This window comes from Thiohalobacter sp. IOR34 (genome assembly GCF_030406045.1).
Classification (GTDB): domain Bacteria; phylum Pseudomonadota; class Gammaproteobacteria; order Thiohalobacterales; family Thiohalobacteraceae.
This window is the reverse complement of record NZ_CP128988.1, coordinates 244,196-264,721: the sequence shown is the minus strand read 5'-3', so window position 1 is coordinate 264,721 and position 20,526 is coordinate 244,196. Positions and strand designations below refer to the sequence as shown.

The following is a 20,526-nucleotide window of genomic DNA, read 5'->3' as shown; positions in this document are numbered from 1 at the left end:
GCAAATTGCGATATTAGCTCAGCCGAGCGCGCAATGCAGCCATCACCCGGGGATGGACGAAGGGCGAGACGTCCCCGCCGAGGGCGGCAATCTCCCGCACCAGGCTGGAAGAGACATAGGCATACTGCTCGGCCGGGGTCAGGAACAGGGTCTCGATGTCCGGCGCGAGCTGGCGGTTCATGCTGGCAAGCTGGAATTCGTACTCGAAATCGGACACGGCACGCAGGCCGCGGAGGATCACCTGGGCACTCCGGCTGCGCACGAAGTCGACCAGCAGGCCATCGAAGCTGCAGACCTCGACATTGTCGCACCCGGCCAGCACCTCCCGTGCCAGCGCCACCCGCTGCTCCAGCGGAAAGGCCGGCGCCTTGGCCGGGCTCGCGGCCACCGCGAGGATCACCCCGTCGAACAGCCGGGCGGCCCGCTGCACCAGGTCGCTATGGCCATTGGTGACGGGATCGAAGGTGCCGGGATAGACGGCGATGACGTTCATGCCAGCATTATGGGGGATGCACCGGCGCGGGGGAACCACCGCGCCTCAGGCCGGCGGCCCCGCCCCCTCGTCCGGCGCATCGCGCACCGCCAGGTGGTAACCGACCTGGCCGGCGGCCTTGCTGCGCCGCAGATGGAAACCCGCCGGCAACCAGGCGGCGAGTGTCGCGGACGACAGGCTGCGCTCCGCCTCCAGGTAGAGCCAGGCGCGTGGCGCCAGCCAGCCGCCGGCCAGCGCCTCCAGGCAGCGCGGCAGCCAGTCCTGGCCGAAGGGTGGATCGAGGAACACGCCGTCGAAGGGTTGGGGTTCACCCTGCAGATAGGTCAGGGCGTCGGCGGCCACCACCTCGATGCGCGGGCAGCCGAGCCGTTGCTGGTTGTCGCGCAGGCAGGCGACGGCCGCCGGATGCCGTTCCACCAGCACCACCCGGGCGGCACCGCGCGACGCGGCCTCGAAGCCCAGCGCCCCGCTACCCGCAAACAGGTCCAGGCAGGCGGCACCATGGATGCGCGGCGTCAGCCAGTTGAACAGCGTCTCGCGCACCCGGTCCGGGGTGGGGCGCAGCCCCGGCACATCGGCAAAGGGCAACCGCCGGCCGCGCCACTCGCCGCCGATGATGCGTAACTGGTTTCTGCCGCGAGGACGGGCCATGCCGCTACCGGGTTGCCGCAAAGCGGCCAGTTTCCGGCCTGGGGCATGGCCCGTCAATCGGGACGCGGAACCTTCAGGGCGCGGACCGCGATCGCAGCCGTGCCCCGAGCAGGGCCAGCCCCGAACCGAATAGCCAGAAGGCCGCCGGCAGCGGCACCGCGCTCAGGTTGCTGGTCCCGGGCGTCGGCGTCGCCAGCACCTGGAAGTCGGCGAGGTTATCACCACTGTTGGCGAACCGCGCCAGGCTGCTGCCGGCCGGAACGTCGGGGGCCGCCGCTCCCAGGCCGGCGAAGATCATGCCGCTGAAATCTCCGTAGCCGACGGCATCCAGCAGCCGGCCGCCGTCGAGCAGCTGCAGGCTGTCCGGCCCGTTCTGCAGGTCGATGTCGGCGACCAGATCGGCCCCGGCGACCCTGGTGCTGCCGCTGCCATCGTCATCGGCGATGACGAACACGCCGTCCGCCGGGATCACCCCGCTCAGGCTCAGTGAGCGGTAGACCTTGCCGTCGTTGCCGTTGACGCCCTGCAGCAGCAGGCCGGTGAGGTCCATGCCCGGTGTGCCAAACAGCTCGACGAACACCTTGCCGGCATCACCGCCGCTGGCATCGTAGAAAACCTCGGAGATCAGCAGCTGCGCGCTGGCAGCCGCGGGTAGACAGAAAAACAAAGGCGCGCATAATGCGCGCCGAAGGGTCAGCCGTTCCATAGCCGATTATCCTCCCTGATGGCTCGTGACGTTGGATTGTGGTGCCCACCCAATCCTTGGGCGAACAATTTGAGTCTAGCCAGCGACGGCGGTGGCGGATATCGGAAAATCCCCAAGCATGCTGTAAGAATTTTCTGACGGAACCTTCATTCATACAGGCCGCCTTTTGGCGCAACAGGCGGACCAACAGGCTGTTTGAAAAACCCTCTGACGGGTTAATAACACCACGCCAATCGCGGCCTGGAGGCCGCTCCTACCAGGGTGCCGCCATGCCCCGTAGGAGCGGCCTCCAGGCCGCGATCCCCGGGTATAACAGCCCCAATGCCGATCATGCAGACCGCCTTCGTGCAATATCCGGGCTAGCTGCCACTCAGTCACCCGAACCGACGATCACCGTCACCATCCGCGCCGGCTGCACCCGGCGCCGGAAAGCGTCGCGGACCTGTTCGAGGCCGACCGCCTCGATCCGCGCATTGAAGGTCTCCAGGTAGTCCAGCGGCAGGCCGTAGAAGCCGATCATGGCAAGGTATTCGAGGATCTTGCCGTTGCTGTCGATGCGCAGGGCATAACCGCCGGTGATGTGCTTCTTGGCGGCCTCCAGCTCCGCGGCCGTCGGCCCCTCGGCGACGAAACCGCGCAGGGTCTCGCGCAGCACGCTGAGTGCCTCGTCCGCCTGGTCACTGCGGGTCTGCAGGCCGAGGACGAAGGGACCGCGCCGGGCCATGGGCATGAAGTAGCTGTAGGCGCTGTAGGACAGGCCGCGTTTCTCGCGGATCTCCTCGCTGATGCGCGACACCAGCCCGCCGCCGCCGAGGATGTAGTTGCCGACGTAGAGGGCGAAGTAGTCGGGATCGCCGCGTCGCAGACCGGGCTGGCCCATCAGCACATGGGCCTGGGTCGAGGGATGCGGAATGCGCTCCTCGCGTGCCGTCAGCAGATCGGCGACCTGCGGCAGCGGCGGGGCCCGTTCGCCGCTGGCCAGGCGACCGGCCAGGGAGGCGGCAAGGCGCTCGGCGGCGGCCCGATCGAGGTCGCCGACGATGGCGATCACCGCGTTGCGCGCCACGTAGTAGCGCCGGTAGAAATCCAGCACCTGTTCGCGACGCAGTGCCCTGACGCTCTCCGGCGTGCCCGAGGGCGGACTGGCGTAGGGGTGGTCGCCATAGAGGGCGCGATAGAAGGCACGACTGGCGACCTCCCCCGGCCTCTGCAGCGCATGCTTGAGGCCCACCAGCATGCGTTCCCGCTCGCGGGCGAGGTCGGCAGGCGGGAACTCGGGCTCGGCCAGCACCTTGGTGAACACGGCCAGTGCCGCATCGAGGCGCTGCGGATCACTGAGACTGCGCAGCGACACCCAGGCCATGTCACGCAGCGCCCCGCTGCCCAGTCGGGCCCCGACGCCCTCCAGGCGCTCGGCGATCTGGTCGGCGCTGAGCCCCCCGGCACCGCTGTCGAGCAGGCTGCTGGTCAGCCGGGCCAGTCCCGGCCGGTCACCGTCACGGGCGCTGCCGGCATCGAATACCACGCGGATATCCAGCATCGGCAGCTCCGGTGCCGGCACGAAATAGACCCGCGCCCCGTTGGCCGTCTGCCAGTGCTGGATGGGCGCCATGGCCAGCGCGGCCTGCCCCAGCAGCAGCAACAGCAGGGCAAGTCCGGCACCCAGCCCGCGCACCTTGCCTGTCTTTCTAGTGGCCATGACCTGCCCCTCCCTTCGCAGCACGCGCCCTGGCGCGTGATTCGGCATCCATCGGCTGTGGGTCCAGCACCGCCAGCGTCAGGCGGTCGTCGACCAGATACTTGCGGGCCACCGCCTGCACCTGCTCGGGCGTCACCGCCTGGATACGCGCCACATGCTGCTCGGCGAGACGCCAGTCGAGACCGACCGAGACCAGCATGCCGAGCTGCATGGCCTGGTAGAACACGGAGTCCTGCTGGTAGACCTGGTCGGCGACCACCTGCGCCTTGACCCGTTCCAGCTCGTCCGCCGCCACCGGCTTGCTGCGCAGCCGCTGCACCTGGCGGCGCAGTGCAGCCTCCAGCTCATCGATGCTGCGCCCGCTGGCCGGGGTGCCCTCCAGCAGCAGCAACGACTGCTGGCGGTCGTAGAGGTCGTAGCCGGCACCGGCGCTGGCCGCCACCTGGCTGCCGCGCACCAGTTCACGCGCCAGGCGGGCGCTGTTGCCGCCATCGAGAATGCCGGCCAGCACCTCCAGGGCATAGGGTTCCCACTCGGCCTCGGCGGTCAGCAGCACCGGCACCTTGTAGCCCATGATCAGATAGGGCACCTCGGCCGGGGCCTTGACCCGGATCCGCCGCAGGCCGCGCTGCTCGATCTCCCGGCGCGGCTTGAGCGGTTCGATCTCGCTCGGCTGCAGCGGGCCGTAGTAGGTCTTCGCCAACTCGAAGACCGCCTCGGGATCGACGTCGCCGGCCACCACCAGGGTGGCATTGTTCGGCGCATACCACATGGCATACCAGCGTTCCAGGTCTTGCAGGCGCAGATTCTGCAGATCGTCCATCCAGCCAATGGTGGGTATCCGATAGGGACTGGTCAGAAAGGCCGTGGCATTGAACTGCTCGTAGGTCAGCGCCTCGGCATTGTCCTCGGTGCGCATGCGCCGCTCCTCCATCACCACCCGCACTTCCTTGGCGAACTCCGCCTGGTCGAGCTTCAGATTGCGCATGCGGTCGGCCTCCAGTTCGAAGGACACCGGCAGCCGGCCCTTCTCCAGACGCTGGAAATAGGCGGTGTAGTCGCGGCTGGTGAAGGCATTCTCGCGCCCGCCGTTCTCGGCGATGATGCGCGAGAACTCGCCCGGCCCGTGCTTGGCGGTACCCTTGAACATCATGTGCTCCAGCACATGGGAGATACCGGTGATGCCGTCGTACTCGTAGCTGGAACCGACCCGGTACCAGACCTGGGCCACCACCACCGGCGCACGGTGATCCTCCTTGACCAGCAGCCGCAGTCCGTTGTCGAGGCGGTACTCGTGCACCGCGGAGCCGGCCCAGGCCGCACCGCAGAGCCACAACCCTGCAAGCAGCAGGGCCATTCGTTGAACGCTGCGCGTCATGGGATATCGTCCTTCCTTACGTTGCTGTGGGCCGGGTGGTAGGATAAGCGCGCCACCCTATTTTTCCTAGGGCCTGTGAACACGATCCCAATGGGCTCTGTTGCACCTGAAAAAGCGCCAATCAAGGCGCGAGGAGAGAGGTTTGGTGACGCCAAATGAACGACGAGCAACGCGGAGTGGCGCTTTTTCAGGCGCAACCCGGAGGGCTGGGGCTGTTTTTCCGTCCGGCGGCGTTATCATTCGCTCAGGCAGATTGACTACATTTCGCTCATTCTGCCTTGCTGGACGAAAAAAGAGTCCCAGCAGAACCCATTGGGATCGTGTTCACAGGCCCTGATGACAGTACCCATGATCTTTGGTTTCGGACGAAAGAAGGACGACCCGACGCAGAAGCCGGCCCAGGCCGAGGCGACCGAGGCCGGGCGCCCGCAGGCGGAGGAAACGGACGCGGCCGCCGAGTCGACGCCGCGTCGCGGCCTGTTTGCGCGCCTCAGGGACGGACTGGCCAAGACCCGCAGCGGACTGACCGAGGGCATCGCCAGCCTGCTGCTCGGCCGGCGGCAGATCGACGACGAGCTGCTGGAGGAACTGGAGACCCAGCTGCTGATCGCCGACGTCGGCGTGGAGGCCACGCAGGCGGTGATCGAGGACCTCACCCGCCGCGTCGAGCGCAAGCAGCTGAAGGATGCCGAGGCACTGATGCAGGCGCTGCGCGAGGACATGGCGGAAATCCTGCGCCCGGTCGCGGTACCGCTGCAGATCCCCGACGACACCCGGCCCTTCGTGATCCTGATGGTCGGCGTCAACGGCGTCGGCAAGACCACCACCATCGGCAAGCTGGCGAACCGGCTGCAACAGGAGGGCAAGCGGGTGATGCTGGCCGCCGGCGACACCTTCCGCGCCGCCGCGGTGGAACAGCTCCAGGTCTGGGGCGAGCGCAACGGCATCCCGGTGATCGCCCAGCAGCAGGGCGCCGACTCCGCCTCGGTGATCTTCGACGCCTTCCAGGCGGCGCGGGCGCGTGACATGGACGTGCTGATCGCCGACACCGCCGGCCGCCTGCACACCCAGTCGAACCTGATGGAAGAACTGAAGAAGATCAAGCGGGTGCTGACCAAGATCGACCCCCAGGCTCCGCACGAGGTGATGCTGGTGGTCGATGCCGGCACCGGCCAGAACGCCCTCAACCAGGCCCTGGAATTCCACCAGGCGGTGGGCCTGAGCGGCCTCACCCTGACCAAGCTGGACGGCACCGCCAAGGGCGGCATCATCTTCGCCATCGCCAAGCGGCTGGGGGTGCCGATCCGCTTCATCGGCGTCGGTGAGGGCATCGAGGATCTGCGCGTGTTCGACGCCGACGAGTTCGTCGACGCCCTGTTCAGCCGCGAGGCCGGCGACCAGGACGCCGCCTGAGGCCACTGGCGGCACCGACCCACCTCCACAGATGATCCGCCTCAGTGACGTCAGCAAACGCTACCCCGGCGGCCAGGACGCCCTGCGCAGTCTCAACCTGCACCTGCCGGCGGGGCAGATGGCCTTTCTCACCGGCCATTCCGGTGCCGGCAAGAGCACCCTGCTCAAGCTGCTGGCCCTGATCGAACGCCCCAGCCACGGACAGATCCTGATCGACGGCCAGAACCTGGCGCGGATCGGTCGCCGCCAGATCCCCTTCCTGCGCCGCAAGATCGGCATCATCTTCCAGAACCACCGCCTGCTGTTCGACCGCACGGTCTTCGACAACGTCGCCCTGCCGCTGGTGATCAGCGGCCTCGGCCCGCGCGAGACCGGTCGACGGGTGCGCGCAGCCCTGGACAAGGTCGGCCTGCTGCACAAGGAGAAGGCCAATCCCATCACCCTCTCCGGCGGTGAGCAGCAGCGGGTCGGCATCGCCCGGGCGGTGGTCAACAAGCCGCCGCTGCTGCTCGCCGACGAGCCGACCGGCAACCTCGACCCCGAGCTGTCGCGCGAGATCATGCAGCTGTTCGAACAGTTCAACCAGGTCGGCGTCACCACCCTCATCGCCAGTCACGACCTGGAGCTGATCGGCCGCCTCGGCCATCGCATCCTGCGCCTCGACCACGGCCGTCTGCTGGATGACGGAGGGACCCCATGAAGCAGGCCCGCCGGCGCCCGGCGCGCCGCACCCCGCCCCCACCCCGCCCGGGCCCCGGGGCCTCGCGGCAACACGGGCCACGTCTGGCCGCCCTCGATCCGCGCGGCTACCTGCGGCTGCATGCCCAGACCCTGCTGGCGAGCCTCGGCCGGCTGTACCGGACCCCGCTGTCGAGCCTGATGACCGCGGCGGTGATCGGCATCGCCCTGGCCCTGCCGACCGGCCTGCTCAGCCTGCTCGACAACCTGCAACGCCTCGGCAGCGGCTGGGACGGCGGCGCCAGCATCTCCCTGTTCCTGAAGGCCGAGATCAGCGACGCCGGGGCCGATGCCCTGGCCAGGCGGCTCGCCGCCTGGCCGCAGATCGCCGCCGTGGACAGCCTGCACCGGGCCGACGCCCTGGCCGAGTTCCGCCGCCTGTCCGGCTTCGGCGAGGCTCTGGACAGCCTGGGCGAGAATCCCCTGCCGGCGGTACTGGTGATCCGCCCCGCCCCCGCCCACAGCGGCGCCACTGCTGCTGCCGCCCTGGTGGAACAGCTGCGCGGCCTCGCGGAGACCGACCTGGTGCAACTCGACCTGCAGTGGGTGAAGCGCTTCCAGGCACTGATGGAGATCGGCCGGCGCGGCATCCTGGTGGTCGGCGGCCTGCTCGGGCTGGCGGTGCTGCTGATCGTCGGCAACACCATCCGCCTCGACATCCAGAACCGGCGCGAGGAGATCGAGGTCTGCAAGCTGATCGGCGGCACCGATGCCTTCATTCGCCGCCCCTTCCTCTACAGCGGCCTCTGGTACGGCCTGATCGGTGGCCTGCTGGCCTGGCTGCTGGTGCAATTCGCCTTCGGGCTGCTCGGCGGTCCGGTGCAGCGGCTGGCCGGCCTCTACCAGAGCGACTTCCTGCTCCAGCCACCGGGAATCGCCGGCAGCCTCGCCCTGCTGCTGGGCGGCAGCCTGCTCGGCTGGCTCGGCGCCTGGCTGGCGGTCGGCCGCCATCTGCAGGCCATCGAGCCCGTCTAATTGCACCAAGGCGGGCCGCATGATCGGCGTGCAGGCTGTTCGATTGACTGCGGGTATCGCGGCCTGGAGGCCGCTCCTGCGGGGCAGGGCGGCACAATGTGTTGTAGGAGCGGTCTCCAGACCGCGATTGGCGTGGTGTTATCAACCCGGCAACTGAATCCGCGGGCGATCGAACAAACTGCTTGGCCAGATTCGCCCTGAAACTCGAATCCTTGCTGCAATATGCGGGCTAGCTGCTCAACCTTCGCCCCCGCCTGCCGCTATCGAGGGGGAAACCGGCAGGACGAGTCGGCGCGGTCGCGCTCGCCCTGCCGTCGGCCCTGCCCGGGTGGGCGGCCCCTCGTCATCGGCTTCGGGAATCATTCATGCTCAAACCGCCTGACCAAATCCTGGTGGTGGACGGCTCGGAGGTCGCCCGCACCATCATCCGGCGCATCCTCGACGAGGAGCTGCCGGAGGCCAGGATCAGTCTCTGCGGCAGCGGCCGGGAGGCCATCGAACGGCTGGAGCAGGAGCGCTTCGAACTCATCACCACCGCGCTGATGCTGCCGGACATGGACGGCCTCGATCTGGGCCGCTGGATCCGCCGCAGCCGCCAGCACCGTCACACGCCGGTGGTGGTGGTCTCGGGGGATGCGGACCAGCGCCTGCTGCGCGAGGGCTTCGAGGCCGGGATCACCGATTACTTCGACAAGTCCCTCGGCCACCAGGCCTTCGTCGAATTCATCAAGGCCTTCAACCAGCGTCATGCCGGTCTGGCGGGCCGCGTGCTCTATGTGGAGAACGATGCCTGGAACGCCCGCCGGGTCTGCGCCCTGATCGAGAATCACGGCATCGCGGTCAGCCACACGCCGAGCGCCGAACAGGCCATCGAATGGCTGCAGCAGGAGGCCGCCGGGCGCTGCAGCTGCAACAGCGGCTTCGACATCGTCATCACCGACTTCAACCTGCAGGGGACGATGACCGGCGGCGACCTGCTGTGCGCCATCCGCGTCCGGCTGCGCTATTCGCAGCAGGAAATGCCGGTGTTGATGCTGACCACGGACACCAGCAGCGACCACCAGGCCCGGGTGTTTCACGCCGGGGCCAACGACTTCGTGCACAAGCCCATCGTCGACGAGATCCTCATGGCGCGGCTGCGCGCCCTGCTGCTGATCAAGCAACAGTTCTGCGCCCTGCAGCGCAAGACGGAGGAGATGCATCAGCTGAGCATCACCGACAGCCTCACCGGCGTGCGCAACAAGCGCTTCCTGCTGGACCGTGGCGAGCAGTTCGTCGCCGACCGGCGACATCAGCCGGTGGCGGCCCTGCTGCTGGACATCGACCATTTCAAGCAGCTCAACGACCGCCACGGGCACATCACCGGCGACCGCGTACTGGAAACCATCGGCCGGCTGCTCGGTGGCCTGCTGCGCGACGACACCCTGGTGATCCGCTTCGGCGGCGAGGAGTTCGCCATCCTCCTGCCGCGCTGCGGCCTGGACGAGGCACAGCGCCGCGCCGAGGATCTGCGCCATCAGATCGAGGCCCTCAACCCGGCCGGCCACCGGGTCACGGTCAGCATTGGCGTGGCCACCACCGAGCAAGGCCCCGATCTCGACCTCACCCGGCTGCTCTCGCGCGCCGATCACGCCCTGTACGCCGCCAAGAACGGCGGCAGAAACCGCATATCCTGTTAATTTTCAAAATATTGCATATGGCGCGGAACTTTTCCCGAAAATTGGCACTCTAATCGCTCGACTGCTAATATCATGAATGAAGAAAAAGGAATTCACGGGGAGGGCACAAGCATGGCACAGACACTGACGACGGCTGGAACACTGCAGAACCTGCCGCTGCCGAGCGGCGATCTGACCGGTTACATTCAGCAGGTCAACCGCATTCCGATGCTGACGGCGGAGGAAGAGCACGAGCTTGCCACCCGCCTGCACGAGCACCAGGACCTGGATGCGGCGCGCCAGCTGGTGCTGTCGCACCTGCGCTTCGTGGTCCACGTGGCGCGAGGCTACAGCGGCTACGGCCTGCCCCTGGGCGACCTGATCCAGGAGGGCAACATCGGCCTGATGAAGGCGGTGAAGCGCTTCGATCCACGGGTGGGTGTGCGCCTGGTCTCCTTCGCCGTGCACTGGATCCGCGCCGAAATCCATGAGTTCATCCTGCGCAACTGGCGCATCGTCAAGGTGGCCACCACCAAGGCGCAGCGCAAGCTGTTCTTCAACCTGCGCGGCGCCAAGAAGCGCCTCGGCTGGCTGAACAACGCCGAGGTCGAGGCGGTCGCCAGGGATCTGGGGGTGAAACCGGAAACGGTACGGGAGATGGAATCCCGGCTCAGCGGCCAGGACATCGGCTTCGACCCCGCGGTCGACGACAGCGACGACGACGGGCGCAGCTTCGCCCCCGCCGCCTACCTCGAGGACAGCGGCACCGACCCGGCCCTGCAGGTCGAGGCCAGCGACTGGGAGGACCACAACAGCCAGGCCCTGCACCAGGCACTGCAGACCCTGGACGAACGCAGCCGTACCATCCTCGCCGAGCGCTGGCTGGCCGACAGCAAGACCACCCTGCAGGAGCTCGCCGACCGCTATGGCGTCTCCGCCGAGCGGATCCGCCAGCTGGAGGGCAATGCCATCAAGAAGCTGAAGGCGGCGATGGCGGCCTGACAGCGGCCATCCCGACGCCGATCGAACCCACCCAAAAGGAAGGGGCGGTGCGCCAGACGCACCGCCCCTTTTCGTTTGCGGCCCGGGGCCGCCCTAGTCGTGATGGTGCCGACGCTGACCTTCTCGGCCACCGAGCACGCCGGACAGGAAGACCGGACCCGCGCCCTGCGGCGGCTGCACGAAGGTCGGATCGGGCTCCGGCACCGGCGGCGGCACCGGCGGATTGCCCTCGCGGGTGGAATCCACGGTCTGGACGCGCCCCACGCCGAAATCGGCCTCGTGCACGGTGCGGTCCGGCAGGCTGTCGAGATAGCGACGCAGGGCATGCACCGGATGCAGGAAGTTGTCCGGCGCCACCTGCTTGACCACCGGCCCGCGGATGATGCCCGTCTCGTTGACCGGCATCACCAGGCTGAGGGCGCTGTTGTAGTCGTCGGGATCGGCCAGCTCGAAGAAGCGGAAGTTGGCCCCGCCGCCGGTCCGGCACACCTCGTCCAGCGGGTTGCCGTGGCCATAGCAGGAGGCGAACACATAACGCCGGCCCGGATCCAGCCGCTGGCCACCGACCGTGGTCTCGACGATGCGCCCGCTGGAGCTGCTGAACGGGCGGTTGTCGAGGTCGATCTTCTGGGTCATGTTGGACAGGCCCAGATACCAGCCGCCGCGCTGCAGGAAGGGATTGCGGTTGAACACGGCGCCGAGAATGGTCTCCAGGCTGTTCTGGATCGACTGGCCGGAGAAGTCGGCCACGTTGACCGCCGGGGCAATCGGGAACCAGGTGTAGAGATCACGCAGGGTGATGGCGCTGCCGGGCAGGACCGCATTGCCGAAGCGGAAGCCGTTGGCCATGGAGATGTCCACGCCGTTCTCCCAGCCGGGCATGCCGCTGGCCGCGACCACCGGGCTGGTCACCGCGCGGATGGCATCGGCCAGGAAGTTGTTCAGCGTGTCCTCCAGCACATGATGCCTGAGCAGCAGGGTATCGGTGTAGCCGACCACGGTATCCAGGTCGTCGACCAGCTGCAGACCGCGCAGGCTGGGGTCGCCGCCGAAACCGCCCGGCAGGAAGCTGTGGCGCTTGACGATGCCGTCCTCACCGGCCACGAAGTCTTCCTCGATGGAGGCCACCAGTGCGGCCATGTCCGGATCCTCGGCCACCGATTCGTCCACCGGGATCGCCTCCCAGGTGAAGTCCACGATCCGCCCGTCGTCCACGGTCAGGTCGAGACGGCCGACATACATGTCGCGGTTGGTCTCCACCACGATGGCGGCACCGCGGCGCAGCATGCGGCGCTCTCTGTGGCTGAGGCGCTCACCGGGGGTGGTGCGCACCGACTTGCCGTTGCCGGCCAGCAGGGCACCCAGGGTGACCTCGTGGGTGTGGGCCGAATACATGACATCGATGTCGGGGAAGCTCTCGGCAAGCTTCAGGTTCTGCGACATGCCGAGTTCCGACTGCACCACGATGATGTCGGCACCGGCCGCCTTGACTTCCTCCAGCAGGCCCGGCAGTTCCTCGACCCCCTGGGTGAAGCGCAGGCCGATGTTGAAGGTGTCGGCCTGCTGGGGAACGATGGCCGCGGTCAGGCCGATCACGGCGATCTTCACGCCGTCACGCTCCAGGATGCGGTACGGATCCAGGATCCGCTTGCCGTCCAGCTGCGGCGGCAACGGCAGGGCGGGATCGTTGTACAGGTTGGCGGCCACCACCGGAAAGGCGGCCCGGGTGACACCGGGCACGCCGTCGGCCGAGGCCATCACCTGGATGTTCGCCGGCAGCGGCGGGAAGGGCGGCCGGCTGGCGAAGCGGTTGCGGAACACCGCCGCGCCGTAGCCGAAGTCCCAGTTACCCGGAGTGAAGACGTCGATGTCGAAGGCGTTGATGGCGTTCATCATCGCGTCACCGACGGTGAACATGGCCTCGGCACTGCCGTGGGTCAGGTCACCGCAGGACAGCAGCACGGCCTCGGGATTGTCGGCACGGATGTCGTCGACCAGGGTCTTCAGCCGCGCCAGGCCGCCGCTGCTCGCCACCATGCGCTCGCTGCCGTCGGGATTCTTGAGCACGGCGGCATGGGGCACCAGGGTGCCGTGCAGGTCACCCATCTCGATCAGGGTGATGCGGCTGTCGGCCAGCGCCGGGGCACTGCCCGCCGCCAGCGCCAGGGCCAGCAGCGTGCCACGCCCGGCCCGCGCCGGATCAAATAGCTTGTTCATCGTTTCCTCCTCAGGATGTCTCGCTTTCGATGTCTGCTGCATCGATCGCAGCCTGCCCAAGCGGGCAGCTGCCAGCCTAAGCGCAGGGCCGGGAGACGGAGAATAGGGAAAATCCTGAATCGCCCCCGGGAGGAAACCTGATCCGGGGCCGGGGCCGGGGCGGCTCAGGGGGTGATGAGGCCGAGGCGGATGGCCAGCCGGGTCAGCTCGGCGGCACTGTCCACGCCCAGTTTCTGCTTGATCCGGGTATTGTGGTGACCGACGGTCTTGGGGCTGACGTTGAGCAGGACGGCGATGTCGTTGACCGAGCGGCCCTCGGCGCGTAGCCGGAAGACCTCGAACTCGCGTGGCGACAGACCGCCGACCCGGCTGCCATCCTCCGAGGCGTTGCGGTTGACCAGGAAGGGCAGCAGCTCCTGGCCGATGAACAGCTCGCCCCGGGCCACCTGGCGCACCGCCTCCAGCATCACCCGCGAGGCACTGCGCTTGGAGATGTAACCGAGGATGCCCTGATCCAGGGCGCGGTTCAGATAGATCTCGTTCTCGTGCACGCTGAACACCAGGATGCGGGCCGCCTTGTCGCGGGCCAGGATGCGCCGGCTGGCATCCATGCCACCGATCCCCGGCATGCTCAGATCCATCACCACGACCCCGGGCTGGCACTCCAGATAGCAGGCATAGGCCGCCTCGCCACTGTCGGCCTCGGCCACCACCTCGATATCCTCCGTGCCCTCGAACAGGCGCCGGTAGCCGGCCCGCACCACCTCGTGATCGTCCACCAGCAGCACCCGGATGCGCCCCTCAACCATGACCGCGATCTCCTTCTTCTTCCGTCAGCGGGATGCGCACCCGGATGGCCGTGCCCGCAGCGGGGCTGGATACCAGCTCCAGGCTGCCGTGCAGCGCTTCGACCCGCTCGCGCATGCCGATCAGCCCCAGCCCCTGACCGGTTGCCTGGGGTTCCATGCCGCAGCCGTCGTCCTCGATCTCCAGCCGCACCAGCGACCGGCCGGCCTCGAGCTCGCGGCTCAGGCGGATGCCGACCCGCCGCGCCCCGGCATGCCGGGCGATATTGGTGAGCCCCTCTTGGACGATGCGGTACAGGGAGATGTTGACCGCCTCGCCGAGATCGCCGAGTTCACCGCGGCTGGTGAACTCCAGGCCGATCTCCGGCTGACGCTGTCGCCAGTCCTGCACCGCCTCCTCCAGGGCAGCGACCAGTCCCAGGTCGTCGAGCACGGTCGGCCGCAGACGGCGCATCATCGAATGCACCACATCGTACATGCGCGCCGAGACGCCGATGATGGCCGCGGCGCTGGCCGCCACCTGACCGTCTCCCCCCTGGGCACGTTCATGGATGAGTTCGGCATCCGCCTGGATGGCGGTGGTGCACTGGCCGAGCTCGTCGTGCAGCTCGCGCGCCAGGTGGCGGCGCTCCTCCTCCTGCACAGCCAGCGACTTGTGGATCAGGAAGCGGTTGCCCTGGAGCAGGGTCCGGCACTCGTTTTCCGCCCGCTTGCGCTCGGTGATGTCGTGCAGGGTGGCGGCATAGAGCGGCTCACCGCGGACATCCACCTGGCCGATATAGAGCTCCAGCGGGAAGCGGCTGCCGTCCCGGCGCCGACCCTGGAGTTCCTGGCGGCGGCCCGTGGCGCGGTTCCACAGCGCCGCCCCCGCCTCTGCCTCCAGCAGCAGGGCCACGTTACGGCCGAGCAGCTCCTGACCACGGTAGCCGAACAGCGCCTCCATGGCGGGATTCACCGACAGGATGCGACCGCTGGCATCGTAAGTGATCATGCCGTCGATGGCGGTCTGCTCGATGACCCGTTCCCGCGCCAGGGCCTCCTGCAGGCGGCAGGTACGCTGCGAGACCTCCGCCACCATGCGGTTGAAGGCCGCCGCGGTCATGCCGACCTCGTCCTTCACGCCGGTGGGCACGGTGACACCGTAGTCGCCGGCCCCGACCCGCTGGGCCGCGGCGGCGAGCTGGCCGAGGCGGTGGGTCAACCCCAGCCCGAGCAGCACCGTCGCCAGCACGGTGAGCACGATCTCGCCACCGGCGATGGCCACGCTGCGCATGCGCGCCGCCTGGATCGCCTGCTCCATCCGGGCCAGCGAAAAGCCCATCCGTACCTGGCCCATGCCCCGCCCCGCGAAGCGGATCTCGGCCACCCGGTCATAGCGCCCGTCGTCCACGGCGGCAGGGTGGCGGTCCGCCTCCGGCCAGCCGCCGACGGGCAGCTCACCGAATCGCACCACCGGCCGCTGGTCGCCGTCCAGCACGGCCAGATAGGCGAGTTCCGGATGGCCGGCGATGTTGCCCAGATATTCCTCCAGCCGCGCGTAGTCCACCTCCACCAGGTAGCTGCCAGCGGTGCTGGCGATCTGCTGCAACATGCTGGCCGCCGTGTCCCGCAGCCGGTCGGCATGGGCCTGGCGAATCAGGCTCATGTTGTTCCAGACCAGCAGCGAGAGCATGACGATCTCGATCAGCACCACGCTGGCGATGAGCCGGGTGCGCAGGGAACGCAGCAGTGGCACCGCCATGCTCAGGGACGCCCCAGGCGGGGAGCCGCCCAGCCGAGGTCGGCATAATCACCGTCCGCGACCGGCACCAGGGCCGGCCAGTCGAGGCGGCGCAGCAGGCGGCGCCCCGCTTCGTCCGCCCCCAGTCCCAGCAACAACCCGCGGATACGCTCGACCTCGGCCGCGTCGAGCCAGGGCGCTGCGCTGATCGGCATGTGCTGGCTGGCCGCGGTGGTGGCCAGGATGCGCATCCCGTCGCGCACCTCGGGCACTGCCTGGCGATAGAGGGGCAGCATGAGCGAGGCGGCGTCGGTGCGTCCCTGGTAGGCGCTCAACAGCGAGGCGTTGTGACTCGGCGTGCTGACCAGCGTCAGATCGCGTTGCGGATCCAGCCCCGCGCGCGACAGGCGGGCACGCACCAGCGCCGTGGCCAGCCCCAGTGGGTCGACCGTGGCCAGGCGCCGGCCGCGCAGGTCCTGCAGCGAGCGGATGGCGCTCTGGCGCGGCACCACGATCACCGCCCGCATGCCGGGCCCGCCGACCCGGACCAGTGCCCGGTAACCGGCCCGCTCCCGGGCCAGCGGATAGAAATGGGGGGCGGTGAAGAGCAGATCGTAGCGCTGCTCCTCGTGGGTGCGGCGCAGGAACTCGGCGAAATCGGGCGCCGTCTCCAGGCGCACCTCGACGCCCAGACGCTGCGAGAGATGATCCACCAGGGGGGCGAAACGGCGCACCAGGCGTTCCGGGCTGACGATGGGGAGGAAACCGAACACCAGCCGCGTCCGCTCCGGCTCCGCCGCCTCCGCCCCGCCGAGGAGGAATGCAAGCAGGAGGACCGGCAGCAGACGGCGCCCGCGGCCGGCACCCCGGGACCGGTGCATGAAGCTGGCTGCTGGCATAGGCAAGACCGTCCTCCCCCGAACCCTTCCCTGGCAACCGGCGCCGCCCCTCCACGAGCACCGGCCGTTGTCGTTAGCCCGGATATTGCACCAAGGATTCGATGCTCAGGGCGAGGCTGGCAAGGCAGCCTGGGTGATCGTCCGAAAAGTCATAGCCGTCGCTATGGCTTGAGGAGGATCACCCAGGATGCGCAGCCAGAGTCGGCCTGACATCGAACAGGCACAAACCGTAACCCGCCCAGGCGGGCCTTTCATGGTCATGGCGCCCTTGTATGACAGCTCGAGCCCCATTCATGCCAGCCGCCTTGGTGCAATATGCGGGTTAGGACGCCTGCATGGCGGCCGTCATTCCCTGTCCGGCATGCGAAAAGGCCTCCCCGTGGGGAGGCCCCCGTCCATGCCATGGCCGGCCGGACTAGCCCGGATATTGCACGAAGGATTCGAGTTTCAGGGCAAATCTGACCAAGCAGTTTGTTCGATCGCCCGCCGAAGCATAGCCGTAGCTATGGTTCAAGGGGGATCGGGCAAAATGCGACGCCAGATTTGGTCTGAACTCGAATAGGCACAAACCGTAACCCGCCCAGGGGGCCTTTTTCATGGCCATGGCGTCCCTGTATTACAGCACGAACCCCATTCATGCGCGCCGCCTTGGTGCAATATCCGGGCTAGCCGCTCAGGATGACCGAGAAGAAGCTCAGATAGGCCAGGGTCACCAGCGCAATGACGATCACGACCGGAAAATTCTGGAAGCTAAACATCGAATTGTCCTGTAATTTTTAGGCAGTATTAGCTTAATCTTATGCTAAGGGCGGGGCGGCTTCAAGTCCTCCTCACCGGCAGCGGACTCGCCCTCCGCCGGGCCGCTGCGCGGAATCCGCGGATCGTCGTCGTCCATCAGGATACGGTAGGCCGGCCCTTCGAGATCCTCGAACTGGCCGCTGCGCGAGGCCCAGACGAAGGCCGCGACCGCGATCACCAGCAGCACCAGCGCCAGGGGGATGAGAAGATAGAGGATATCCATGTGGGTGTTTCCTGGTTTGCGGGCAGCGGCCCGGCTAAGGTCCTGGCAGGCTGTTGAAAAACCCTCTGACGGCACGATACGGCGTTAAAAAATGGCTCAAAATGCTCATTTACGGCCAAGTAAACTGCGCTTTTTCGCCATTTTTTGCCTTGTCTCGCACTCGCCAGAGACTTTTTCAACAGCCTGCCCTGCTAGCCCGGATATTGCACGAAGGCGGCCTTGAAAGCGTAATTTTTCCGGTATTTATCAAGGCAGTGATCATCTATGCGAGCGATTGTGCCCTGTTACAGTTTGTGCCTGTTCGATTGACCCCGGGCATTGCCCGCCGTGGATCTCCCCGATCGCGGCCTGGAGACCGCTCCTACAAAACAAGAGGTTCCGCCCTACCCTGTAGGAGCGGCCTCCACGCCGCGATTTTGGTGGCAACCCCCATCGCGGCCTGGAGGCCGCTCCTACGGAGCATGGCGGCACAATATGTTGTCGTAGGAGTGGTCTCCAGGCCGCGTTCGAGGCGCAAGGGGTACCCGCCATCCTGCCACCCCGGCCCACGGAGCCTGCCACAAACCGTACCCCGCCGTGAGGAGCCATTTGCGAGCCTCCCGGCCTTGTATGTCTGTCTGCACTCCGATCATGCGCGCCGCCTCGGCGCAATATCCGGGCTAGTGTATCACTGGCCGGGGATGCGCCGCAGGCGCAGCGAATTCAGGACCACCAGCAGGGAGCTCAGGGACATGCCGATCGCCGCCATCCAGGGCGCGACCCAGCCGGCCACCGCCAGCGGCACGGCGCACAGGTTGTAGACTGCGGCCCAGCCCAGGTTCTGGCGGATCACGCTCAGGGTGCGCCGGGCGGTGCGCACGCCGTCGGCCAGGTGCGGCAGCTGCTCGGAGAGCAGCACCATGTCCGCAGCCGAGGCGGCAAGCTGGGTGCCCCCGCCCATGGCGATCGACACCTGGGCACCGGCCAGCACCGGCGCGTCGTTGACCCCGTCGCCGACCATGGCGACCACCGCCCCCTGCGCCTGCAGCGCCTTCAGATGGGCCAGCTTCTGCTGCGGCTTGAGCCCGCTGACCGCATGCTCGATATCCAGGGCCCGGGCCACCCGCCGCACCGGGCGCTCCGCGTCGCCGCTCAGCAGGCTGACCTCGATACCCAGCTCGCGCAGCGCCTGCAGCGCCTGCTGTGCACCGGGCCGCATCCGGTCCTCGAAGACGAAGACGGCCAGCAGCCCGCGGCCGTCGGCGAGGAACACCAGGGTGCCGGTCTCCTCTTCCAGAGCGGCCGGCAGCGGCCGGCTGCGGCCGCCGAGGCCGAGGGCGAATTCCCGGCTGCCGATACGGTAACGCCGCCCCTGCACCTCGCCCTCGACCCCCTCGCCGGGCACGGCACGCACCTCCAGCGCGGCCAGCCGCACCTCGCTCTCACGCACCAGGGCGCGTGCCAGGGGATGCTCCGAGCCCTGTTCCAGGGCCGCGGCGATGGCCAGGCAGCGGTCCCGGGTGAGCTGTCCCAGACGTTGCACCCGGACCAGCTGCAGGCGGCCCTCGGTAAGGGTGCCGGTCTTGTCGAAGACCATGTGACTGACCCGCGCCAGGGTCTCCAGGGCATGGCTGCGGGTGGTCAACAGGCCGAGCCGGGTCAGGGCGCCGGTGGCCGCAGTCACCGCCACCGGGGTGGCCAGTGACAGGGCGCAGGGGCAGGTCACCACCAGCACCGAGAGGGTGATGGCGAAGGCATGCGCGGGATCGGTCCGCCACCAGTACCAGGCCACCGCCGCGGCCAGCAGCAGCAGGGCGACGACGAACCAGCCGGCCACCCGGTCGGCGAGACGCGCCACCCGGGGCTTCTCGGTCTGGGCGCGGTCCAGCAGGCGCACGATGGCGGAAAGCACGGTGTCCTCGCCGACCTTCTCCACCTGCATCAGCAGCGGACTCTCGATGTTCACCGTGCCGCCGATCAGCGGCTGGCCCGGGGCGCAGGGCTGGGGCAGGCTCTCACCGCTGAGCAGCGACTCGTCGACCGAACTCTGCCCCTCCAGCACCCGGCCGTCGGCCGGCACCGTCTCGCCGGGCCGCACCAGCACCCGGTCGCCCGGTTCCAGCTGGACCGCCGCGACCCGCTCCTCACTGCCGTCCTCGGCAATGCGGGTGGCGGTGGCCGGCATCAGCCGCACCAGCTCCTCGGCCGCCTGGCCGGCGCGGTGGCGGGCGCTCATCTCCAGGTAGCGGCCGGTGAGCAGGAAGAAGGTGAACATGGTGACCGAGTCGTAGTAGACCTCCGCCCCCCCGGTCAGGGTGTTGTAGGCGCTGGCCAGGAAGGCGCCGCCGATGGCCAGGGCCACCGGCACGTCCATCCCGGGGCGGCGGCGGCGCAGGTCGCGCCAGGCACTCTGGAAGAAGGGCCGGGCCGAATAGAGCACCACCGGCAGGGCGATCAGCAGGCTCACCCAGCGCAGGAACTCGCGCAGTTCGGGATCCATGCCCTGATAATCGCCGGCGTAGAGGCCGACCGCGATCATCATCACCTGCATGGTCCCCAGCGCGGCGACGCCGATCCGGCGCAGGGCCTGACCCCGCTCCTTCTTGTAGACCGCCTCCTGGCGGCCCGGATCGAAAGGGTGGGCGATGTAGCCGATGGCACTGATCGCCTTGAGGATGTCGCTGAGATGGATGCGGCTGTCGTCCCAGCGCACCCGTGCCCGGTGGGTGGAATAGTTGACCTGGAAGCTGAGTACCCCTGGCAGGGCCCCGACGTGGCGCTCGTTGAGCCAGACGCAGGCGGCGCAGGTGATGCCCTCGAGGATCAGCGAGGCCTCGCGCACGCTACCGGCCTCGGCATGGACGAAGCTCTTCTGCAGCTCCGGCTGGTCGTACAGCGCCATCTCGCGCAGCGCCTCCGGCACCAGCTCCTGCACGGTGCGCGCCGGCCCCTCGCGGTGGCGGTAGAAATCGCCGAGACCGGCGGCGACGATGCTCTCCGCCACCGCCTGGCAGCCAGGGCAGCACATCGGCCGGGGCTGGCCGTCGATCACCGCCTGGTAGGGTGCTCCCTTGGGCACCGGCAGGCCGCAATGGAAACAGGCCGGCTGGGAGGCGGCTTCGGTAGTGGGATCGGCTTCGCTCATGAAGTGGAACAGGGATGCAGGCGTTG

16 protein-coding genes are annotated in these 20,526 nt (G+C 68.1%); 5 read left to right on the top strand and 11 right to left on the bottom strand.

The annotated features are described in order from the left end of the window. Positions 1 to 13: 13 nt before the first annotated feature. From coaD to QVG61_RS01270, 5 genes are all read right to left on the bottom strand, one after another. Positions 14 to 493 (bottom strand): pantetheine-phosphate adenylyltransferase, encoded by a 480-nt coding sequence (gene coaD / locus QVG61_RS01290; RefSeq protein ID WP_289931508.1) that lies wholly within the window; start codon positions 491 to 493, stop codon positions 14 to 16. Positions 494 to 538: 45 nt separating this feature from the next. Further along, positions 539 to 1,144, bottom strand: coding sequence for a 16S rRNA (guanine(966)-N(2))-methyltransferase RsmD (gene rsmD / locus QVG61_RS01285; protein WP_289931507.1), 606 nt, complete (start codon positions 1,142 to 1,144; stop codon positions 539 to 541). 73 nt (positions 1,145 to 1,217) lie between these two features. After that, positions 1,218 to 1,811 carry a lamin tail domain-containing protein gene (locus QVG61_RS01280; RefSeq protein WP_289931505.1) on the bottom strand — a complete coding sequence of 198 codons (594 nt, stop codon included), beginning with the start codon at positions 1,809 to 1,811 and terminating at the stop codon, positions 1,218 to 1,220. A 409-nt stretch (positions 1,812 to 2,220) separates the two neighbouring features. Next, a complete protein-coding gene (locus tag QVG61_RS01275; RefSeq protein ID WP_289931504.1) occupies positions 2,221 to 3,549 on the bottom strand; it encodes a pitrilysin family protein in 1,329 nt (442 codons plus the stop codon). Next, positions 3,539 to 4,927, bottom strand: coding sequence for a pitrilysin family protein (locus QVG61_RS01270; RefSeq protein WP_289931503.1), 1,389 nt, complete (start codon positions 4,925 to 4,927; stop codon positions 3,539 to 3,541). Before QVG61_RS01270 ends, QVG61_RS01275 begins: the two co-directional genes overlap by 11 nt. A 351-nt stretch (positions 4,928 to 5,278) precedes the next feature. Between QVG61_RS01270 and ftsY the strand changes: the two genes are divergently transcribed. The 5 genes from ftsY to rpoH all read left to right on the top strand — a co-directional run bounded on the left by ftsY (position 5,279) and on the right by rpoH (position 10,713). Continuing rightward, positions 5,279 to 6,340 (top strand): signal recognition particle-docking protein FtsY, encoded by a 1,062-nt coding sequence (gene ftsY / locus QVG61_RS01265; protein WP_354671196.1) that lies wholly within the window; start codon positions 5,279 to 5,281, stop codon positions 6,338 to 6,340. Positions 6,341 to 6,371: 31 nt separating this feature from the next. Beyond that, positions 6,372 to 7,040 (top strand): cell division ATP-binding protein FtsE, encoded by a 669-nt coding sequence (gene ftsE / locus QVG61_RS01260; RefSeq protein ID WP_289931501.1) that lies wholly within the window; start codon positions 6,372 to 6,374, stop codon positions 7,038 to 7,040. Next, a complete protein-coding gene (ftsX, locus tag QVG61_RS01255) occupies positions 7,037 to 8,053 on the top strand; it encodes a permease-like cell division protein FtsX (protein ID WP_289931500.1) in 1,017 nt (338 codons plus the stop codon). Before ftsE ends, ftsX begins: the two co-directional genes overlap by 4 nt. A 365-nt stretch (positions 8,054 to 8,418) precedes the next feature. Continuing rightward, positions 8,419 to 9,732, top strand: coding sequence for a diguanylate cyclase (locus QVG61_RS01250; protein ID WP_289931499.1), 1,314 nt, complete (start codon positions 8,419 to 8,421; stop codon positions 9,730 to 9,732). 111 nt (positions 9,733 to 9,843) lie between these two features. Then, positions 9,844 to 10,713: an RNA polymerase sigma factor RpoH gene (gene rpoH, locus QVG61_RS01245; RefSeq protein WP_289931498.1), complete on the top strand. Its 870-nt coding sequence runs from the start codon at positions 9,844 to 9,846 to the stop codon at positions 10,711 to 10,713. A 93-nt stretch (positions 10,714 to 10,806) separates the two neighbouring features. Here the strand turns inward: rpoH and QVG61_RS01240 are convergent, their stop codons facing one another. The 6 genes from QVG61_RS01240 to QVG61_RS01215 all read right to left on the bottom strand — a co-directional run bounded on the left by QVG61_RS01240 (position 10,807) and on the right by QVG61_RS01215 (position 20,500). Next, complete coding sequence (locus QVG61_RS01240) at positions 10,807 to 12,930, bottom strand: 5'-nucleotidase C-terminal domain-containing protein (RefSeq protein WP_289931497.1); 2,124 nt, start codon at positions 12,928 to 12,930, stop codon at positions 10,807 to 10,809. Between the two features lie 164 nt (positions 12,931 to 13,094). Further along, on the bottom strand, positions 13,095 to 13,739 hold the full coding sequence (locus QVG61_RS01235; protein ID WP_289931496.1) for a response regulator transcription factor: 645 nt from the start codon (positions 13,737 to 13,739) through the stop codon (positions 13,095 to 13,097). Continuing rightward, entirely contained in the window at positions 13,732 to 15,477 is a 1,746-nt protein-coding gene (locus QVG61_RS01230) for a PAS domain S-box protein (RefSeq protein ID WP_289931495.1), read from the bottom strand. The genes QVG61_RS01235 and QVG61_RS01230 overlap by 8 nt, the downstream gene beginning before the upstream one ends. A 2-nt stretch (positions 15,478 to 15,479) precedes the next feature. After that, positions 15,480 to 16,337, bottom strand: a complete 858-nt coding sequence (locus QVG61_RS01225; RefSeq protein ID WP_289931494.1) for a phosphate/phosphite/phosphonate ABC transporter substrate-binding protein — start codon at positions 16,335 to 16,337, stop codon at positions 15,480 to 15,482. Positions 16,338 to 17,157: 820 nt separating this feature from the next. After that, positions 17,158 to 17,376, bottom strand: coding sequence for a cbb3-type cytochrome oxidase assembly protein CcoS (gene ccoS, locus QVG61_RS01220; RefSeq protein ID WP_289931493.1), 219 nt, complete (start codon positions 17,374 to 17,376; stop codon positions 17,158 to 17,160). A 667-nt stretch (positions 17,377 to 18,043) separates the two neighbouring features. After that, on the bottom strand, positions 18,044 to 20,500 hold the full coding sequence (locus tag QVG61_RS01215) for a heavy metal translocating P-type ATPase (protein WP_289931492.1): 2,457 nt from the start codon (positions 20,498 to 20,500) through the stop codon (positions 18,044 to 18,046). Between the last annotated feature and the right edge of the window lie 26 nt (positions 20,501 to 20,526).

What these genes read in the sequence shown, in the direction of transcription:
- QVG61_RS01230 (WP_289931495.1), bottom strand. Translation starts at nt 15,477, where the DNA reads ATGGCGGTGCCACTGCTGCGTTCCCTGCGCACCCGGCTCATCGCCAGC.
- QVG61_RS01250 (WP_289931499.1), top strand. Translation starts at nt 8,419, where the DNA reads ATGCTCAAACCGCCTGACCAAATCCTGGTGGTGGACGGCTCGGAGGTC.
- QVG61_RS01215 (WP_289931492.1), bottom strand. Translation starts at nt 20,500, where the DNA reads ATGAGCGAAGCCGATCCCACTACCGAAGCCGCCTCCCAGCCGGCCTGT.
- rpoH (WP_289931498.1), top strand. Translation starts at nt 9,844, where the DNA reads ATGGCACAGACACTGACGACGGCTGGAACACTGCAGAACCTGCCGCTG.
- QVG61_RS01235 (WP_289931496.1), bottom strand. Translation starts at nt 13,739, where the DNA reads ATGGTTGAGGGGCGCATCCGGGTGCTGCTGGTGGACGATCACGAGGTG.
- ftsX (WP_289931500.1), top strand. Translation starts at nt 7,037, where the DNA reads ATGAAGCAGGCCCGCCGGCGCCCGGCGCGCCGCACCCCGCCCCCACCC.
- QVG61_RS01270 (WP_289931503.1), bottom strand. Translation starts at nt 4,927, where the DNA reads ATGACGCGCAGCGTTCAACGAATGGCCCTGCTGCTTGCAGGGTTGTGG.
- QVG61_RS01225 (WP_289931494.1), bottom strand. Translation starts at nt 16,337, where the DNA reads ATGCACCGGTCCCGGGGTGCCGGCCGCGGGCGCCGTCTGCTGCCGGTC.
- ccoS (WP_289931493.1), bottom strand. Translation starts at nt 17,376, where the DNA reads ATGGATATCCTCTATCTTCTCATCCCCCTGGCGCTGGTGCTGCTGGTG.
- ftsE (WP_289931501.1), top strand. Translation starts at nt 6,372, where the DNA reads ATGATCCGCCTCAGTGACGTCAGCAAACGCTACCCCGGCGGCCAGGAC.
- rsmD (WP_289931507.1), bottom strand. Translation starts at nt 1,144, where the DNA reads ATGGCCCGTCCTCGCGGCAGAAACCAGTTACGCATCATCGGCGGCGAG.
- QVG61_RS01275 (WP_289931504.1), bottom strand. Translation starts at nt 3,549, where the DNA reads ATGGCCACTAGAAAGACAGGCAAGGTGCGCGGGCTGGGTGCCGGACTT.
- QVG61_RS01240 (WP_289931497.1), bottom strand. Translation starts at nt 12,930, where the DNA reads ATGAACAAGCTATTTGATCCGGCGCGGGCCGGGCGTGGCACGCTGCTG.
- coaD (WP_289931508.1), bottom strand. Translation starts at nt 493, where the DNA reads ATGAACGTCATCGCCGTCTATCCCGGCACCTTCGATCCCGTCACCAAT.